The sequence below is a fragment of the Polycladidibacter hongkongensis genome (assembly GCF_001561995.1).
Lineage (GTDB): Bacteria > Pseudomonadota > Alphaproteobacteria > Rhizobiales > Stappiaceae > Pseudovibrio > Pseudovibrio hongkongensis.
This window is the reverse complement of the sequence record NZ_LLWC01000026.1, coordinates 104,588-120,501: the sequence shown is the minus strand read 5'-3', so window position 1 is coordinate 120,501 and position 15,914 is coordinate 104,588. Positions and strand designations below refer to the sequence as shown.

Below are 15,914 nucleotides of genomic sequence, written 5' to 3'. Positions count from 1 at the left end.
CCGGATACTCTATTGTTGTGGGCGTAACATGCGTAAGAGCACACCATCTTTGTTAATAAGGTGATGCTTAAGTGCGGCCAGTACATGCCCTAGGATAACCGCGATAAAGGCAAAGGCTCCCAACGCATGGAAAGTCTTCATTAGTTCTGATGCTGCCTCTTTATCACCAAGCACCGCAGGAACCGGTAGGTGCGGTACCTCAAACAGACCGAACCAAATCGTCGGAATGTTAAATGGGGAGGCGGAAACCATCATCCACCCAGTGATAGGCATAAGCAACATCAAGCCATAAAGACCAAGGTGACCCAAATGCGCCAAGGCGCGCTCGATCGGGCGCATACTCTCTGGCAAGCGCGGCGTTGTCATGCAAAACCGATTAACCAATCGCACGAGCACAAGCGCAAGCAAAGTGAAGCCGATGGACTTGTGCAGCTGAAACAGCTCAAACACCCCCGGGTCAAACGGGTTGAGGCTGCTCATATAAAAGCCAAAGGCAAGCATTCCGATAATGATGAGGGCGATCGACCAGTGGAGGGCAATGGCAATCCAGCCATAACTTTTTTTTGTATTTTTTAGCATCGCAGTACGCTCAAAAAGAAAACCTAGTGGTTTTTGAACCAAAAACAGAGCCATGCACCTACTCGTGACGCATGGCTCTAAGTTGGGTCAGTTACTTCTTCAAAGTCTCAGCTTGAATAGAGATGGTGATCTCATCGCCAACATTTGGAATAAACGCACTTACGCCAAATTCAGAGCGTAGAATAGAAGTCGTCGCTGCAAAGCCCGCAGCCCGCTTCTTGGCCATCGGGTGCTCAGCAATCTTGTGCACTTTCACATCCAGTACGACTGGCTTGGTCACGCCATGAATGGTCAGATCACCTGTCACAGCAAGTGCATCGTCACTTACCTTTTCTACCTTGGTGCTCTTGAAGGTTGCCTCTGGGAAATTCGCCACATCAAGAAAATCACCAGACTTGATATGTGCGTCGCGTTTCTCCCAAAAAGTGTCCAGGCTATTCATGTCAATTGTGACTTCGACAGATGAGTTTTCTGGTGCGTCTTCGTCGATAATCAGCGTGCCATCCCACTCTTTAAAGCGGCCATCGGTGATGGAATAGCCAAGGTGGTTGTAGGAAAAGGCAATATTGGAGTGGCTTTTGTCAAAAGCATATTCAACCGGCGCAGCAAAGGCTGTAGTTGCAACAAGTGTCGCAGCGGCGAAGGTCAAAGCTTGCAAGTGTTTCATCGTGTATTCCTCTTAGATCAGATTAATGTGTCTGGGTTGCACAGAATGTCGCAGCCTTCGACTAAAACTTCTAGAGGAAACAGTTGAAACGCACTGTTCAGTTACGGGGAACAATTTCACTTAATTTTTGCCACAATTGGATCTTGTAGGAAATTGTAGCGTAGCCCTAGGTATCCTATTGATTGCAATGGGTAATTGCATGCTGAAATATGTTATTGAATCAGTATTTCGAAGCTGTGCCGTTTCACAAATGTCGGAGGCTGCGAGCGACGCCCTTCACATCCCCTCACTTAGTTGTGAAGGTGCCTGTTGAGAAAACATCGCATAAACCGATAAAGCTCACAGGCACTAATGTATACGGATTGGTTTGTTTGTACGGTGTTACACCGGTTTTAACGCAAACAGCACGCCGTTCTTGTCGCGAATGAAATCCCACTTCGCTTCTTTCAATGCACTGCGAAGCATGGGCAGGACGCTTTTCTCGTCGGCAATGAGCAAATAGCCGTCCGGGCGTAGATGCGCCATCATACGTTTAAGAAATGGAACCTTGGCATTGTTCGGCACTTCATGGAAAAACTGGTCCAGAACAATCGCGTCAAGATCTTTGGGCGGTGTATAGCCAAGCGCATCCCGATGTACGATTTCGATCGGGAAATTCTTCTCCTCAGCCCGCTCCCGCAATTGTTCAAGGCCCGTCGCGCAGCTATCAACGGCAATTACCTTGTGTCCCTTGGCGGCCAAATAGAGCGCGTCCCGCCCCTGTCCGGCACCAATATCCAACACAAGCCCCTCTTTAAAGTCAAACGCGTTGATAGTGGTGGTAAATTGCTTGGAAGTGTGCCCGAAATAATCCGGATCCTTCTGGTAAATCTTGTCGTACTTTTTCATGCTCTGGCTTCGCAGCTGTTATCGACCCTATGCCAATCCCTATAGGAGGGCAGGGGCAAACACAACCTTAGGCCCGCGCCCCGCGTAGCCTTTCAAACAGCAACACTTCACTATCCTCAAATGAGGCTTTGTCATAGGCCTTGAAACCGGCACGGCGCGCTACTGCCAGCGACGCTGCATTATGTGGATCGATCATTGCAACACTTCGCGGAAATTTCGCCACCTCATCAGCAAAATAGCAAAGCATTTGCAGCAGCTCCCGCCCATAACCGTTGCCATGAATTTGTGAACACATCACCCAGCCCGCCTCTGGGGCATCATCAAAATGCGTCCCGAGCCCGCGGTCAAAACTGCCAAAGCCGGCTTCACCAACGAACTTGCCGCTGTCACGTTCTTCAACGCAAAAATAGCCATAACCATGCAACGCCCACAGGCCAGCATATGTCATCAGCCGGGCATGCGCTTTGGCGTAGGTTTGTGGCACTTCGCGAATATAGCGATACACCAGCGGATCCGACCACAGCGCTTGCGAGGCTGCGCAATCCGTTAGCTTTGGCGCTCTGAGTTGCAATCTGGCGCTGCTTATGGTGTATTGGCGCGGAGCCTCGGTGGCACCTACATCAAATATAGCGAATTGTCTGTCAATATTTGTGCCCATGACTAATTTGTCTCAACGAAAATACTATTGTACATTTTAGGTATAATACTATTGTTTCAAAAGATGTTGTACAAGTCAGTTTAATAATGTTGGCTCCTTTAATATGTATAATTGTATCCTGCTGAGTGATTTTTTGGGCTCATGCTTTTGTTTTGCCAAAAGGCTAACAATATCACTATGCTTACTGTTGTTTATTGGCTGCGAACAGCAAATGTCTCCAAACACAATTACATCGATTTCTGGCAGCCCGTTTGCCAGCTTGTGGTATGTTTATGTGCCTGACTTGCAAGAAACCCGTGCCACTCTTATTTTCCAACACGGTGAATATGATAATGACAAAGTGCATGGCCTGCCGCATTTTGTCGAGCACTTGGCAGTACGCAATGCAAACAAGCACAGATCCAAAGCCATCGCTCCTCATGATGGCGCGTGGACAACGCGCTTGGCAACCTATTACAGCAGCAGCTCTACCATTCCTGAGGAGGCCTTGGCCAATGTTCTGCGCCACACGCAAGCGCTCAAGCTACACTATGATGAGATCATCGCCGAACGGGAAATTGTCAAGCGAGAGTATGAATTCCGGGTCCGCGATGAACAAGCTAGAGACATTTGGACCAATACCGGGGCATTTATCTTTCAAGATGAACGCATGCGGCGCGACCCTTTAGGTACGCCGCAATCAATTGCCGCTTTCAAGCCCCCTATGGCCATCCTCAGCCATCGAAAAACGCATCAATTGCGCAAAGGGCACTTGATTTTGTTAACGCCCGAACGCTGGGCAAGGGCTCGGGAGTTGGTGAATACAGCATGGGCCCGCGCCTCCACGCAGCAGCACGATATGTCTCAGCAACCTTGGTCTCCCCCTCAACAATTTACGCTTCCCTTCACCAATGGCCAGCTGCATCAGGAAATTACGGTACCAACGATCGCCACATCGAGATTTTACCTGAGCCAACGGACCCGCGTGAATAGCGATGTCGACGTGAATAAATTCGAAGCGCTTATTCTTCTTGCCTCTGACTTTTTGCAGGACCGCTCTGCCTATGGCATGGTCGGAGCGCTCTACTATGACGATTACCAGATTAATACTCTTGATTTAAACCTTGAAATGATCAGCGCATCTGATCTGCTGCTCACCCTAAACGCAAAAACGTCAAGCGAAACAAGCCTTGGGGATGCCAAGCGCACGGTATTGCAATTTCTTGATAACTTGCAGTTTTTAGACATGCCGGAGCCGGAATTTGCACGGATCAAAGGACAGCTGCTTGCAAGGCTGCGCAATGGATCAGATAAGTTAAATAGTGCAGATTATGTCTTTAAAGCATTAGTGGGGCGCCTGCCAGTCCCCGATACAGATCAGATCCTCGCTGCGATTGAGGCACTCACCCAAGACGACTTGCGTAATCTTTTTTCCCAAATGGTGACGAGCTCTCGGCGAGCAACTGTTTTTATCAGGGCAGAATAAATGCTTAAGGTATTTGCGAGTATGCGATTAACACTTTTCACCCATTTACTGGTCATGCTTGGTTTAGGCGTAGTCCTCGTTGCCTGTACGCAGCCCACAGCGGATAGTATGATCCGCACTTCGCCACAGGGCAATGTCTACCACTTGGTTTCAGTTCCCGAGGGGACTGCGGAATTAGTTTCCATGAAGATTGTCTGGCCCTAACCGCTAGGGTTTCCGGCCAGCGTCTCGCTGGTCAATATGGAGCTAATGCGGACTGGGCGCACGTCGGTGCTAGACGAGCGGCAGGTTCAACAAGCCTTTGGGACAGCACAGGCCTATGCGCGCCTCAAAGCTGCGCCAATGACAGTGAGCGGGGTTTTGCATCTGCCACCACAAGAAATAGAAACAATCGCGCCGCTTGTTCAGCAATTACTTCATAGTGAGACGATCAACCCAAAATGGCTTAGGCGCATAAAAGAAGCCTCCCTTGGCGGTTTGAAAGAGAGGCAACAAAACCGGGACACTCTTGTCGTCGATGTGGCATTTCGCGCGGCTTTGCGTGAGCCGCGAATGCAGTGGTTTCTTGTCGGCGGCAGCAGCGACACTTCGGCAAGTCATCGTCAAAACGCGCTTCAGGAAGTGAGTGTCACGCAGATTCTTGCCTGGAGGCGCTTGTTGTTGGCTTGCAAACCACTGATTGTAGCCGTTGCCGGTCCGGTTGGTGAAGAGCGAGCGGCGCAATTGGTTGATTTAGTCTTGGGGCCTCCCCCGTCAGCGCTACTGGCAAAATCACCTTCTTGCAATCAGCCCGCCAAAACATTGCAGCCACTACAGCCCAAAGGCCAGATAGTGCTTCATACGCCAAAAGAAAACGTAGCGCGCATTTATGCACTCGGCGAGGTCAATGAGCAAAGCGAGGTCGATAGCTTCAAAACCAGTGCAGTCATAGAGCACTTGAATAATCAACACAGCGGCGCGCTGATAAAAGCCCTTCGTCATGACGCAGCATATAGCTACGCTGTTGAAGCGTTAGAGCTGCGTTACACAGCTAATCAGAGCCTACTGTCTTTCAGTTTCTTAAGCCCGCCAGAGGCAGCACCACACGCTTTGCAACGCTTTTCCGAAGCCTACAAGCAGTTCTTAAACGAACCCGACTTAGGTTGGTTTGACAAGGTCAAAACAGCATCAATAGCCACGATCACAGCGCAATTGCATAGGCTCGACACCATGGCGCACCAAGTTGCAAAGGACAAGTTGCGCGGCAAGCCGCCTTTCACTTTTGTGGAGCTCGTGCCCCAGATGGACGCAGTTTCTTCTGTCGATATTCACCGCCACATGCAACAAAACTTTCCCAGCACAGGGCAATTGCAGTTTGTCATCGCCACACCGCGGCCACAGCTGTTTCCTGATGCCTGTGTGATCGAAAGGGTCGAGCAGGTCGCGTCCTGTTATGTCGAAGAACAGCAACAGGGAAAACCAAGGCGGCAGGGAAACAAGCCATTGCTGTAAACCGCTCAGGCGCGACTTCGCGGGAGTGGAGCCTTAACATAGAGAAAGTGCAACAGGCCAATTTCATAAAGGCACTAAAAAACTCTGGACTTAGCGCAGGGCTTTGGCAATAACCGCAGAGCAGCGTTGGTTGTTATCGACGATGCGAAGACCAACCAATCACATGCAACTGTCTGCATGGCTGTGCCAAAGCAGTATCACCATCAAACAACGGCCTCTGGTTTGTTGCAGTTGACCTCGCATATTGAAGGCAGCTCTACGGGAATAATAATAATGCTTGCCAACCGCCTCACCGGCTACCTTACCTCCCTGCGAAAAATCGCACCGGGCACTTTGCTATGTGCCACCGTCGCCATTGCGGCAATGTTCCTATCCGAGCACTACGGCGGACCGACAATGCTGTTTGCGCTCTTGCTTGGCATGGCCTTTCATTTCTTGTCGCAAGAAGGGCCTTGCATTACGGGCATTACGTTTTGTGCCAAGCGTCTGCTGCGTATCGGCGTCGCGCTACTCGGCGTCCGCGTTACTTTGCAACAAATCCAGAGTCTTGGTTTGGAGCCGCTGCTGCTTATCATCGTGTGCGTTGCCGCCACGATCCTGTTTGGCTGGTTTATTGCGCGTCTCAGCGGGCGCTCCAGAGAGTTCGGCTTGCTCACCGGTTCCGCTGTTGCCATTTGCGGCGCCTCCGCGGCGCTGGCTGTGTCCTCTGCCCTGCCGCAAACTAAAGAGGCCGAACGCGACACCCTCTTTACTGTTATTGCTGTGACAACGCTTTCTACTTTGGCGATGATCTCCTACCCGATTATCTTTCAGTTGCTCGGGCTGGAAAATACACAAATCGGCATTCTGCTAGGTGCGACCATTCATGATGTGGCGCAGGTGGTTGGTGCGGGCTATGCGATCTCTGAGGAAACCGGCGACATAGCCACCTATGTCAAACTGCTGCGCGTGGCGCTATTGCCCATCGTTGTCCTGTTGTTTGTTGTTGCCTATGCCGGGAAGCGTGGCGGACAAGAAAGCGCCGCCTCTTCGTTCCCTTGGTTCGCTGTTGCTTTCGCTGTCATCTTGGTGATCAACTCCATGGGTGCTATCCCAGAAGACCTGCGCATCGTCATGGATGATACCTCCCGCTTTGCCCTTGTTATGGCTATTTCCGCACTGGGTACCAAAACCTCCTTGAAGGCCATGGCATCGCTTGGTCTGCGCCATCTTGGCGTTATTATCGGGGAAACAGTGTTCTTGTTTGCGCTTGCGACTTCCCTGCTGGTGGCCTTTTTGTAAGCCAGTTTAGAAACGCGTATAGAAAAAGCCGCTGGCGGTGTCCCGTCAGCGGCTTTTTCGTCTCTCTACAATGTAAGGCGATGTGCCTAACGGATCTCTTGGTCCGGACGCCCGACACAGTGGTATTGGAAGCCGTGCTTCTCCAGCTCTTCCCTGCGGTAGATATTGCGCAAGTCCACCATGATTGGCGCAGCCAAGCTCTCCTTCAAACGGCCAAAATCGAGCGCCCGGAAGGCGTTCCATTCTGTGACAATCACCACCGCAGACGCTCCCTCGCAAACGCTGTAGGCGTCGGCACCAAAGTGGACGTTCTCCATCAGCTCCGCTGCGCTTTCCATCCCCTCCGGATCATAAGCATGCACCTGCGCCCCATGGTCTTGCAGCGCTTGCACAATAGAAAGGGCAGGGCTGTCGCGCATATCATCGGTGTTCGGCTTGAACGTCAGCCCCAAAACGGCAATCTTCTTGGCGCGTACGTCGCCCGATAGCGCCGCCACCACCTTTTTCGCCATGGAGCGCTTGCGTTGGTCATTGATTGAGCAAGTGGTCTCGATCAGACGCACCGGCGAGGAGTTGTCCTGCGCCGTTTTCACAAGGGCAAGCGTATCCTTGGGGAAGCAGGAGCCACCATAGCCCGGGCCCGCATGCAGAAACTTGGAGCCAATCCGGTTATCGAGGCCGATACCGCGCGCAACATCCTGTACGTTTGCGCCAACTGCTTCACTTAGATCGGCGATTTCATTGATAAAGGTGATCTTCATCGCCAGAAACGCATTGGCCGCATACTTGATAAGTTCGGACGTGCGCCGCGAAGTGAAGACCAGTGGCGACTGGTTGAGATATAGCGGGCGGTACACCTCGCTCATCACATCGCGCGCCCGCGCTACATCAGTTCCAACTACGATCCGGTCAGGCCGCTTGAAATCGTCAATCGCTGCACCTTCTCGCAAGAACTCAGGGTTGGACACCACATCAAACGCGGCCTCCGGGTTGGTCTCGGCAATAATGCGCTCCACCTCGTCGCCCGTACCTACAGGCACTGTCGATTTTGTCACCACCACAGTATAGCCGTTCATGGCAGCAGCGATTTCCTTGGAAGCGGCGTAAACATAACTAAGATCCGCATGGCCATCACCGCGCCGCGAAGGCGTGCCAACGGCAATAAACACCACATCGGCTTTGGCAACGGCCTCTTGCAGATCTGTGGTGAAGCTGAGGCGACCGGCAGCACAATTACTCTCAACCAGTGCATCAAGACCCGGCTCATAGATCGGGATCTCACCAGCTTGCAGCTTGGCGATTTTATCCGTTGCTTTGTCGACGCAAATAACCTCATGGCCAAAATCTGCGAAGCAGGCGCCGGAAACCAGCCCCACATAGCCGCTGCCGATAACTGAAATAATCATAGATACTCCTGTAATCCCTCAGCTAGGATTCCTCTGTGTTTGCCTCTGTAATACTCTTTTGCACCCCACAAAGAAACTGCTTGGGGCGACTTGCCCAGTATGAAATTGACGCAAGAGCACCACATATCGTGGTTGAAAGGGTTCCAATGTATCTGAAAAAGAAGGCGGTGATGGCACAGCACTATGCCCTAAGAAAATAATTGGCCCGAAATAAATGAACAGCTTTCTTGCTAGTTTGCTCACAGTAAACAATCAAGAAAATTTGCTATGCTCCTCCGCAATTGTTGCTGTATAACTTATAGTAATTATAAGTCATAAAATTGTAATTATACCGTAAAAAAAGTTCTATGTTAGTGTATTAGGTCTTGGTCCTCTGTAACTTTTAGTATAGTTCGAGGAATCCTTCCATGAATATATTGCGATCCCGCCTGGCTCAGGGTGTGGCAATTGCTACTGCAACTACGCTGCTGGCTTCAACTCATGCCGCAGCTCAGCCACATTTTTTTGAACGCATCGCCACGTTCCCTGTCTATAAAACGCTACCTGCCAATGCGGACAAGGCAACAGAAACGGTTGCCGAAATCATCAGCGCAACTCAGGATGGCCGTACCCTCGTTTTTACGGATAGTCCCGCAGATTCTATCGTCTTCGTCAACGCTACCAATCCTGCCAAGCTGAAGCCGATGGCGCGCGTCGACGTGGGCGGCGAACCAACCTCTGTCACCGTCGCTAGCAATTATGCCTTGGCGGGTGTTAACACCTCGAAGAGCTTTGTTGAGCCATCCGGCTATGTGGCTGTCATTGATTTGGACAGCAAAGCTGTTGCCGCCAAGTGTGATGTGGGCGGTCAGCCCGACGCAGTCGCGATCTCCCCTGATGGGCAGTTCCTCGCAGTTGCCATTGAAAATGAGCGCGACGAAGACCTGAACGACGGCGTTATCCCGCAAGCACCTGCCGGTCATCTCTCCGTGTTCCAGCTGGACAGCGACGGCAAGCCGGTCAACTGTGACAGCGCCACCACCGTCCCCATGACAGGACTTGCCGAGATTGCCCCGTCCGATCCCGAGCCGGAATTTGTCGCCATCAATGATGACAATATTGCTGTGGTCACCTTGCAGGAAAACAATCACATCGCGCTTGTTGACCTTGCCACTTCCAAAGTCATTAAGCATTTCTCTGCGGGCACTGCGTCTCTGGCAGCAGTGCCTGCAAAAAAAGCGCGCATGTCCGACGCCTCTGGTGATCTGAAGGATGTGCGCCGTGAGCCCGATGCTGTGGCGTGGATCGACAATGAGCGCTTTGTAACGGCGAACGAAGGCGACTATAAAGGCGGCTCCCGCGGTTTCACTATCTGGAACAAGGATGGTAGCGTTTCCTATGACAGCGGCGCGCTGATGGAACACTTGGGCATGTCTCATGGTCACTACCCTTCAAAACGCGCACATAAAAAAGGCACCGAGCCCGAAGGGGTCGCAACCGGTTCCTTTGACGGCGAGAAGCTTATTTTCGTGAACTCTGAGCGTGGTAACTTTGTCGCCGTCTTTAAAGATACCGGCGCGGCGCCGCAGTTCCGCCAGTTCCTGCCAACTCATATCGCGCCGGAAGGTCTGCTTGCCTTGCCTAAGCGCGGCCTCTTTGTTGTTGCCAATGAAAAGGACGAGGCTGAAGAGGGCGTTCGTGCACATGTGGGCGTCTATCGTTTTGGAGCAGCGGCAAGCGCCTATCCGCAGCTGATCTCTGAGATCGACCCGGCAACAGAGGCGCCAATTGGCTGGGGGGCGATCTCTGGCATGGTTGGCGACAGCCTTGATGCCAACAAGATCTACGCTGTCAGCGATAGTTTCTATGATGCTGCCCGCATCTTCCAGATTGATGTCTCTGCAAATCCGGCACGCATCACCTCTAAGGTCGATTTGTCGGGCGGAGCGCAGAAGCGCTACGATCTGGAAGGGATCGCCCTTGCTGCTGATGGCGGTTTCTGGCTCTCTTCCGAAGGCCACCCCAAGAAAGGCTTGAAGCATCTTCTCATCAAAACATCAGCACAAGGCGTTGTGCAAGAAGAGATCGAATTGCCAGCTTCCTTGGTGGAGCAGGCGCAGCGCTTCTCTTTGGAAGGTGTGACCACTGCAAATATTAATGGCGCACCGCAGGTGATCGTGGCTTTCCAGCGCGAATGGAAAGATGATACCAAGGGCCAGACCAAACTTGGCTTCTACAATCCTGCCACGAAAGAATGGACTTTTGCTCTTTATCCTCTTTATGCACCGGCAAGTCCTGCTGGCGGTTGGGTTGGCCTTTCCGAGGTGACCAGCCTCGGCGACAGCCGTCTTGCGATTATCGAGCGCGATAATAAAGGCGGTGAAGATGCAGCCATCAAGCAGGTCACAGTCGTTGACCTAGCGGGTATTATGCCAAAACCGCATGGTGCAACATTACCAGTGCTGGAAAAAGTATTGGCACTTGATCTACTCCCAACTATGGCAGCAGGTAACGGCTGGACCCCAGACAAGGTAGAAGGGTTGGCGATCACTGCTGATGGCCGCGTTCTCGTCTCCACCGATAATGATGGCGTGGACGACGCAAACGGCGAGAGCCTCTTCTTTGATATCGGTACCAGAAGTAGTCTGGACGTTAACTAAGACGATACAGTTGCGCAGCAGATCAAAAATCGCGACCCGCCGGCTTACCCGGCGGGCTTTTTCATGCGTATTGGTAGAAAACTGGCTCAAAATTGCACCAAATTTACTCAGCTTTGCCTAGTCGTTACGAATAGTGTTTTTTGCGGGCTACAACCAATTTAATGGTAAAACTACGTAGATTACGCTGTGCCATGATTTAGCAAACTACAAGAATCAAATGCGCAGGTGGAATGCTGCGTTTAGCTATGAATAAATGCTTATAAGCGAAAGCGAGTGCTTGCGGTATTCTGTGCGACCTCACAGTCTTATAGGCGTTCACCTATATTGTATACATTTGTCACAGTGCAAATACGGATACAGCAACGTCAGTTTATCCGCTGTCAAACTCTGAAGAGTCGCCGCAAGGGAGATTGATTCTGCAAAAAATGAGATTTTTTGCACAGCCCTTGCGTTCGTTTTCGATCGAAGAAAAAGAAAATTTGATCTGAAGATTCCACAAAACGCAGCGGAAACAGAGATAATTTTATCTGTATTTAAAAAATACCAGATTTATCAAATGGTTGAAATGCATTTCAAATTTTAGTGACTTTAAAAAAAATGTGCCAAATCAACCCTCTACAGAGAGGATAAAAGTTCAATAAAATTTGATATAAAACTAGTATGTATTTAAAATATAATTGGAATAAAAGCCTTTAAAAATAAACTCTTATCTGCGCATTTCGTTGTAGAAACTACATTTGACAATTAATGAGTGATTAGTTTTACTCAACGCAGATTTGGGGAATATGATTTTTCGGGGCTGGGTTATGTACCTAATTATAGATGAACAGGAATTAGTGACTGAAGGATATGCTTCAGGTTTTGGGCGCGAAGGAATTTCAACCAGTGGCTTTAAGCCGGATGAATTTAAAGACTGGCTAGAAACCGCACCGGATGAAGACTTTGAAGCGGTAGAAGCAATCCTTCTTGGTGACTGTAAAGAGCGCGAGGTTATTGCACCTATTATTCGTCGCCGCTGCGCGCAGAAACCGCTTATCGTTTTAAACAATGCCAATGCGCTTGAGCAGACCTTGAAATTGTTTGCAGCTGGCGTCGATGATGTTGTTCGCAAGCCGATCCATCCGCAAGAAATTCTGGCTCGCGTTGGTGCGATCAAGCGCCGGACCGTCAAGCAGGCCAGCGAAGTGCGCCTTGGCAATCTGACTGTGTTCTTTGATGGCCGTGATCCAGAAGTAAATGGCGATATCTTGCCGTTGCCGCGCCGCGAGCGTCGCATTCTGGAATACTTGGCGCAGAATAATGGCCGCCGTCTGACCAAGACACAGATCTACAACTACGTTTATGGCATCTTTGAAAGTGACGTAGACGAGAACGTCATCGAGAGCCACATTTCAAAGTTACGTAAGAAACTGCGATCAAACCTCGGCTTTGATCCAATCGATTCAAAGCGCTATCTCGGCTACATCATCAATCCTAGCTGATCGCCGAGAATTCTCCCAAAGAAAAGGCCCTCTACTCTGTAGGGGGCTTTTCTTTTGCGAGGACCAATGCGATGCCGCCGCGCCAAATAATAAGGGCGACCAAGCGGCCGCCCTTTAAAATCCGATAAACGGTTTTGCAAAACGCCCTAAAGCATCTGCGCAAGCTCGCTAAACGCGCTTTGGGAGGAGGGGGCATCCAAGGACTGCTTAAGCGCTTCGTAAAGCTTGGGAACAATCGTCACCGCTTGATCAAGGAAAGGATCAACGCCCTCTTTGTAGCCACCCATCATGCGTAAATCCTTGGTGTCTTCGTACTTCGAGATCATCGCTCTCAGTTTTAACACCAGCTCGCGCTCCTGCTCGCTCCAGCAGTTCTGCGCAAGTCGAGAGACGGACGCCAGCGGATTTAGGGCAGGATAGCGTCCTTCCTCCGCAATATGTCTGTCCAGAACGATATGGCCATCCAGCAGCCCGCGAATGTTGTCGGCAATCGGATCGTTGTGATCATCCCCGTCAACCAACACAGAAATAACAGCGGTAATCATACCGCCACTGGCCTCAACGCCAGGTCCCGTGCGCTCCAGCAGCTCAGGAAGCGCGGTAAACACCGATGGCGGGTAACCGCGCGAAACAGCAGGTTCTCCGGCCGCCAGCGCCACGTCGCGCGCCGCATGGGCGTAGCGGGTCACGCTATCCAGTACCAACAGTACGGACTGTCCTTGATCGCGAAAGCTCTCAGCAATCGTAACAGCGGTTTTTGGGGCCAAGCGCCGCATCATCGGGCTTTCATCACCTGTCGCGACCACCACCACAGCCTTGCTGAGCTGTTCGCCGAGCGTGTCTTCTAGAAACTCGCGCACCTCTCTGCCGCGTTCGCCGACCAGACCAATGACCACACTGTCAAAAGAATTACTGCGCGTGATCATCGAGAGGCTAGTGGATTTACCAACTCCTGAGCCGGCAAAGATGCCAATACGCTGCCCCTGACAGATCGGCGTGAAAATATCAATGGCGCGCACGCCGGTCACAGCTGGTTCGCTGACGCGTTTACGTTCAACAGCACGTGGCGGCTCGCGATCAAATGGAGCCTCTACCTTGCCTTGGCGCAGGGGGCCTTTGTTATCTACCGGGTGCCCAAGCGCATTGACCACGCGTCCACACCAACTTGGATCCGGCATCAAGCTAAGCTTGCCTACCCGTTTAACAGGTGTTCCGAGGCCCAAATCGCTTTGTGTGGAATAAGGCTTCACCATAACGCTATCCGCGTCCACGCGAATAACTTCGCCAAACTCGAAGCGTTCGCCGCGCTGATAACGAACCTGATCGCCGAGCTTTACAGCGCTGCTAAGCCCCTTCACCCGCAAATAGCCGGGAGCGACTTCACTCACTACACCGCTGATATCCAGTTCCCAGCCATGGGATGGAACATGGCTGGTAAGCACTTTCAGCTGATCAAGAGCCGTCATTAGAATCGCCCTGCTTCATGCGCTGCTGATGCAGGCTTTGCAGATCTTGCAGCAATTCAGGCGGCAATTGGTTGCGTGGATCACGCGCCAGCGCATTCACTTGCGGCAAGACAGGATCCACTGTGCCAGCAGTGTTAAACTGCGCTCCTTGCTGTGCCCGTAGCTGGCTCGCAGGCGCCTCTTGCACCATGTGACCCAGATTCATCGGGCCGCTGGCAGAGCCACCAAAGCCGCTGCTGCGGGGTGTTACGCTTTCAAAATTGTTTGCCCCGGCCGCCCAGAGTTTTTGCTGCAGCAGATCCGCTCCGTTTTCGCGCGAGACCCTTGCGCTTTCGCCGGTCACCATATCAACCGGATCGGGCAGGGTAGCAAACGTATTGGACACATCCCCCCAATCGGGAACACCCGCTGCTTTACGCAGCTTTTCAACGTCAGGCAGCGCAAGGCCAGAACCATCTGGAATGTTCAGCTGAGAGGGGTGGTTGGGAATTTGGTCCAATGTATTGCGGGTTTTGTTGGAGATATTGGAGTAGCCCTGCTCCGCAGCTCGCGCCGCACCGGTGCCAACCACAACAGCCGCCTCACCAACCGCTTTTCCTGTGTAGACGACGGCTTCCCCGACTTGCCTACCGGCCTCTTGAATCTGCGGCAACAGATTCATTTGTGCGCTTTGCCAGCCAGTCTCTCCCATTGGCGGCGTGGTCGCACCAGCAAACGGCACCTGCGCACCAGCAACTGCCCTGGCAGCAGCCTGCGGTCCGCTTTTCCGGGTCGCAGCACTTGCCTGGGTGCTCGGTTTACTATCAGATCCGGCAGTGACTGTATTGTAGGCATCCTTCAGATCAATCTGTCCGGTGGCGGCCATTTCTCCAACATTGCCCGCCATCAAGCCAGCCATGCCCAGTGGCCCGCCAGCCAGCATGCCCCAAACACCACTACCAGCAATGCGTGAACGCACAGTCGCTTCATCTCCGGTGATTTCCCGGTAAAGCGTGTTGATCCCTGGAATGTGCTGCAAAGGGTTAATCACATCAAGGATTTCATCCCACGTGAAATCCTTCGATTTGGCAGCTTGTTGCACGTCACTTGCTGACCTGCGCAAACTGGTGGCTGCCTGTGAAGTCCCTTGTTCATCGCCAGCAGCAACCGGCCCAACTGGATTAACAGCCATTATCCGCCTCCTAGTTCGCGAATGGCCCGGCGGCGAACATCTTCAGCCCCCTGAACGGCGGAGTTGGTGCTATCAAACGTCCTTGTCACTTCAATCAGCTTGCTGATTTCCATAATAGGATTGACGTTAGAGCCTTCAACATACCCTTGTTCAATACCATTATTGACGAAGTCCAGAATTGGTTCTGCAGGACGGTCCGGGACGACGCCCGAATTGCCAACTCGCGAAAGCTTCGCTTGTGGATCAATGCTAAACAGCCCGATCACACCAACACGCCGATTACCTTGCATAATCGTACCATCTTTGCCGATCGTTGGCCGACCCCCAAGCGGATCGAGGGCGATTTCAGCCTCTCCGGCATCAAGGATCGCATTGCCTGTTACCGAACGTAGCACACCATCAACACCAAGTTGCATGCGCCCGTCGCGGGTATAGGCGACACCATTGCCGGTACGCATTGCCAACCAGCCTTCACCCGAAATTGCCACATCCAGAGCATTGCCGGTCTGCTCAATAGCTCCCGCCTGCCTGGAAATGTAAGTCGCGCCTTCTGATGCAAAAGCGATCTTGTCGCGGCCAGGCGAGGTTACAAGGCTATCGAATTTCACCTCATCCGCCCGGTAACCGGCTGTGTTCATGTTCGCCACATTGCGGGCGATGGTGTTCAGCCGGCGCTCCATGGAGACTTGGCCGGAAAGGGAAACGTAAAGTGATGATTCCAC

At 51.9% G+C, this 15,914-nt stretch carries 14 protein-coding genes; 6 read left to right on the top strand and 8 right to left on the bottom strand.

Translation table 11 applies throughout. From position 1 onward, the window contains the following. Positions 1-9: 9 nt before the first annotated feature. From AYK82_RS13485 to AYK82_RS13470, 4 genes are all read right to left on the bottom strand, one after another. The gene (locus AYK82_RS13485; protein ID WP_068317327.1) at positions 10-579 is read right to left on the bottom strand and encodes a cytochrome b; all 570 of its coding nucleotides are present in this window, start codon (positions 577-579) and stop codon (positions 10-12) included. A 91-nt stretch (positions 580-670) separates the two neighbouring features. After that, positions 671-1,246, bottom strand: coding sequence for a YceI family protein (locus AYK82_RS13480; RefSeq protein WP_068316844.1), 576 nt, complete (start codon positions 1,244-1,246; stop codon positions 671-673). A 381-nt stretch (positions 1,247-1,627) separates the two neighbouring features. Continuing rightward, on the bottom strand, positions 1,628-2,134 hold the full coding sequence (locus AYK82_RS13475) for a class I SAM-dependent methyltransferase (RefSeq protein ID WP_068316841.1): 507 nt from the start codon (positions 2,132-2,134) through the stop codon (positions 1,628-1,630). 67 nt (positions 2,135-2,201) lie between these two features. Continuing rightward, complete coding sequence (locus tag AYK82_RS13470; protein ID WP_208976501.1) at positions 2,202-2,705, bottom strand: GNAT family N-acetyltransferase; 504 nt, start codon at positions 2,703-2,705, stop codon at positions 2,202-2,204. A 298-nt stretch (positions 2,706-3,003) separates the two neighbouring features. Between AYK82_RS13470 and AYK82_RS13465 the strand changes: the two genes are divergently transcribed. From AYK82_RS13465 to AYK82_RS13450, 4 genes are all read left to right on the top strand, one after another. Then, positions 3,004-4,257 (top strand): peptidase M16 family protein, encoded by a 1,254-nt coding sequence (locus tag AYK82_RS13465; protein ID WP_068316835.1) that lies wholly within the window; start codon positions 3,004-3,006, stop codon positions 4,255-4,257. A 21-nt stretch (positions 4,258-4,278) separates the two neighbouring features. Continuing rightward, positions 4,279-4,461: a hypothetical protein gene (locus AYK82_RS13460; RefSeq protein ID WP_208976500.1), complete on the top strand. Its 183-nt coding sequence runs from the start codon at positions 4,279-4,281 to the stop codon at positions 4,459-4,461. 45 nt (positions 4,462-4,506) lie between these two features. Beyond that, positions 4,507-5,748, top strand: coding sequence for an insulinase family protein (locus tag AYK82_RS13455; RefSeq protein WP_068316829.1), 1,242 nt, complete (start codon positions 4,507-4,509; stop codon positions 5,746-5,748). A 126-nt stretch (positions 5,749-5,874) separates the two neighbouring features. Then, positions 5,875-7,029, top strand: coding sequence for a YeiH family protein (locus AYK82_RS13450; RefSeq protein WP_244265763.1), 1,155 nt, complete (start codon positions 5,875-5,877; stop codon positions 7,027-7,029). Positions 7,030-7,115: 86 nt separating this feature from the next. On the opposite strand, the gene AYK82_RS13445 is transcribed toward AYK82_RS13450, so the two are convergent. Beyond that, on the bottom strand, positions 7,116-8,435 hold the full coding sequence (locus tag AYK82_RS13445; RefSeq protein WP_068316827.1) for a UDP-glucose dehydrogenase family protein: 1,320 nt from the start codon (positions 8,433-8,435) through the stop codon (positions 7,116-7,118). A 407-nt stretch (positions 8,436-8,842) separates the two neighbouring features. Between AYK82_RS13445 and AYK82_RS13440 the strand changes: the two genes are divergently transcribed. Together AYK82_RS13440 and AYK82_RS13435 are read left to right on the top strand one after the other, a co-directional pair. Beyond that, positions 8,843-11,074, top strand: coding sequence for an esterase-like activity of phytase family protein (locus tag AYK82_RS13440; RefSeq protein ID WP_068316824.1), 2,232 nt, complete (start codon positions 8,843-8,845; stop codon positions 11,072-11,074). Positions 11,075-11,880: 806 nt separating this feature from the next. Beyond that, a complete protein-coding gene (locus tag AYK82_RS13435) occupies positions 11,881-12,555 on the top strand; it encodes a response regulator transcription factor (protein ID WP_068317322.1) in 675 nt (224 codons plus the stop codon). A gap of 146 nt (positions 12,556-12,701) precedes the next feature. Here AYK82_RS13435 and fliI read toward each other — a convergent pair whose 3' ends face one another. Genes fliI through flgF form a run of 3 tightly spaced genes read right to left on the bottom strand, consistent with a single transcriptional unit; the run spans position 12,702 to position 15,914 of the window. Then, positions 12,702-14,021 (bottom strand): flagellar protein export ATPase FliI, encoded by a 1,320-nt coding sequence (gene fliI / locus AYK82_RS13430; RefSeq protein ID WP_068316821.1) that lies wholly within the window; start codon positions 14,019-14,021, stop codon positions 12,702-12,704. Further along, positions 14,008-15,192 carry a hypothetical protein gene (locus AYK82_RS18225; RefSeq protein WP_068316819.1) on the bottom strand — a complete coding sequence of 395 codons (1,185 nt, stop codon included), beginning with the start codon at positions 15,190-15,192 and terminating at the stop codon, positions 14,008-14,010. Before AYK82_RS18225 ends, fliI begins: the two co-directional genes overlap by 14 nt. After that, complete coding sequence (gene flgF / locus AYK82_RS13420; RefSeq protein WP_068316816.1) at positions 15,192-15,914, bottom strand: flagellar basal-body rod protein FlgF; 723 nt, start codon at positions 15,912-15,914, stop codon at positions 15,192-15,194. The genes AYK82_RS18225 and flgF overlap by 1 nt, the downstream gene beginning before the upstream one ends.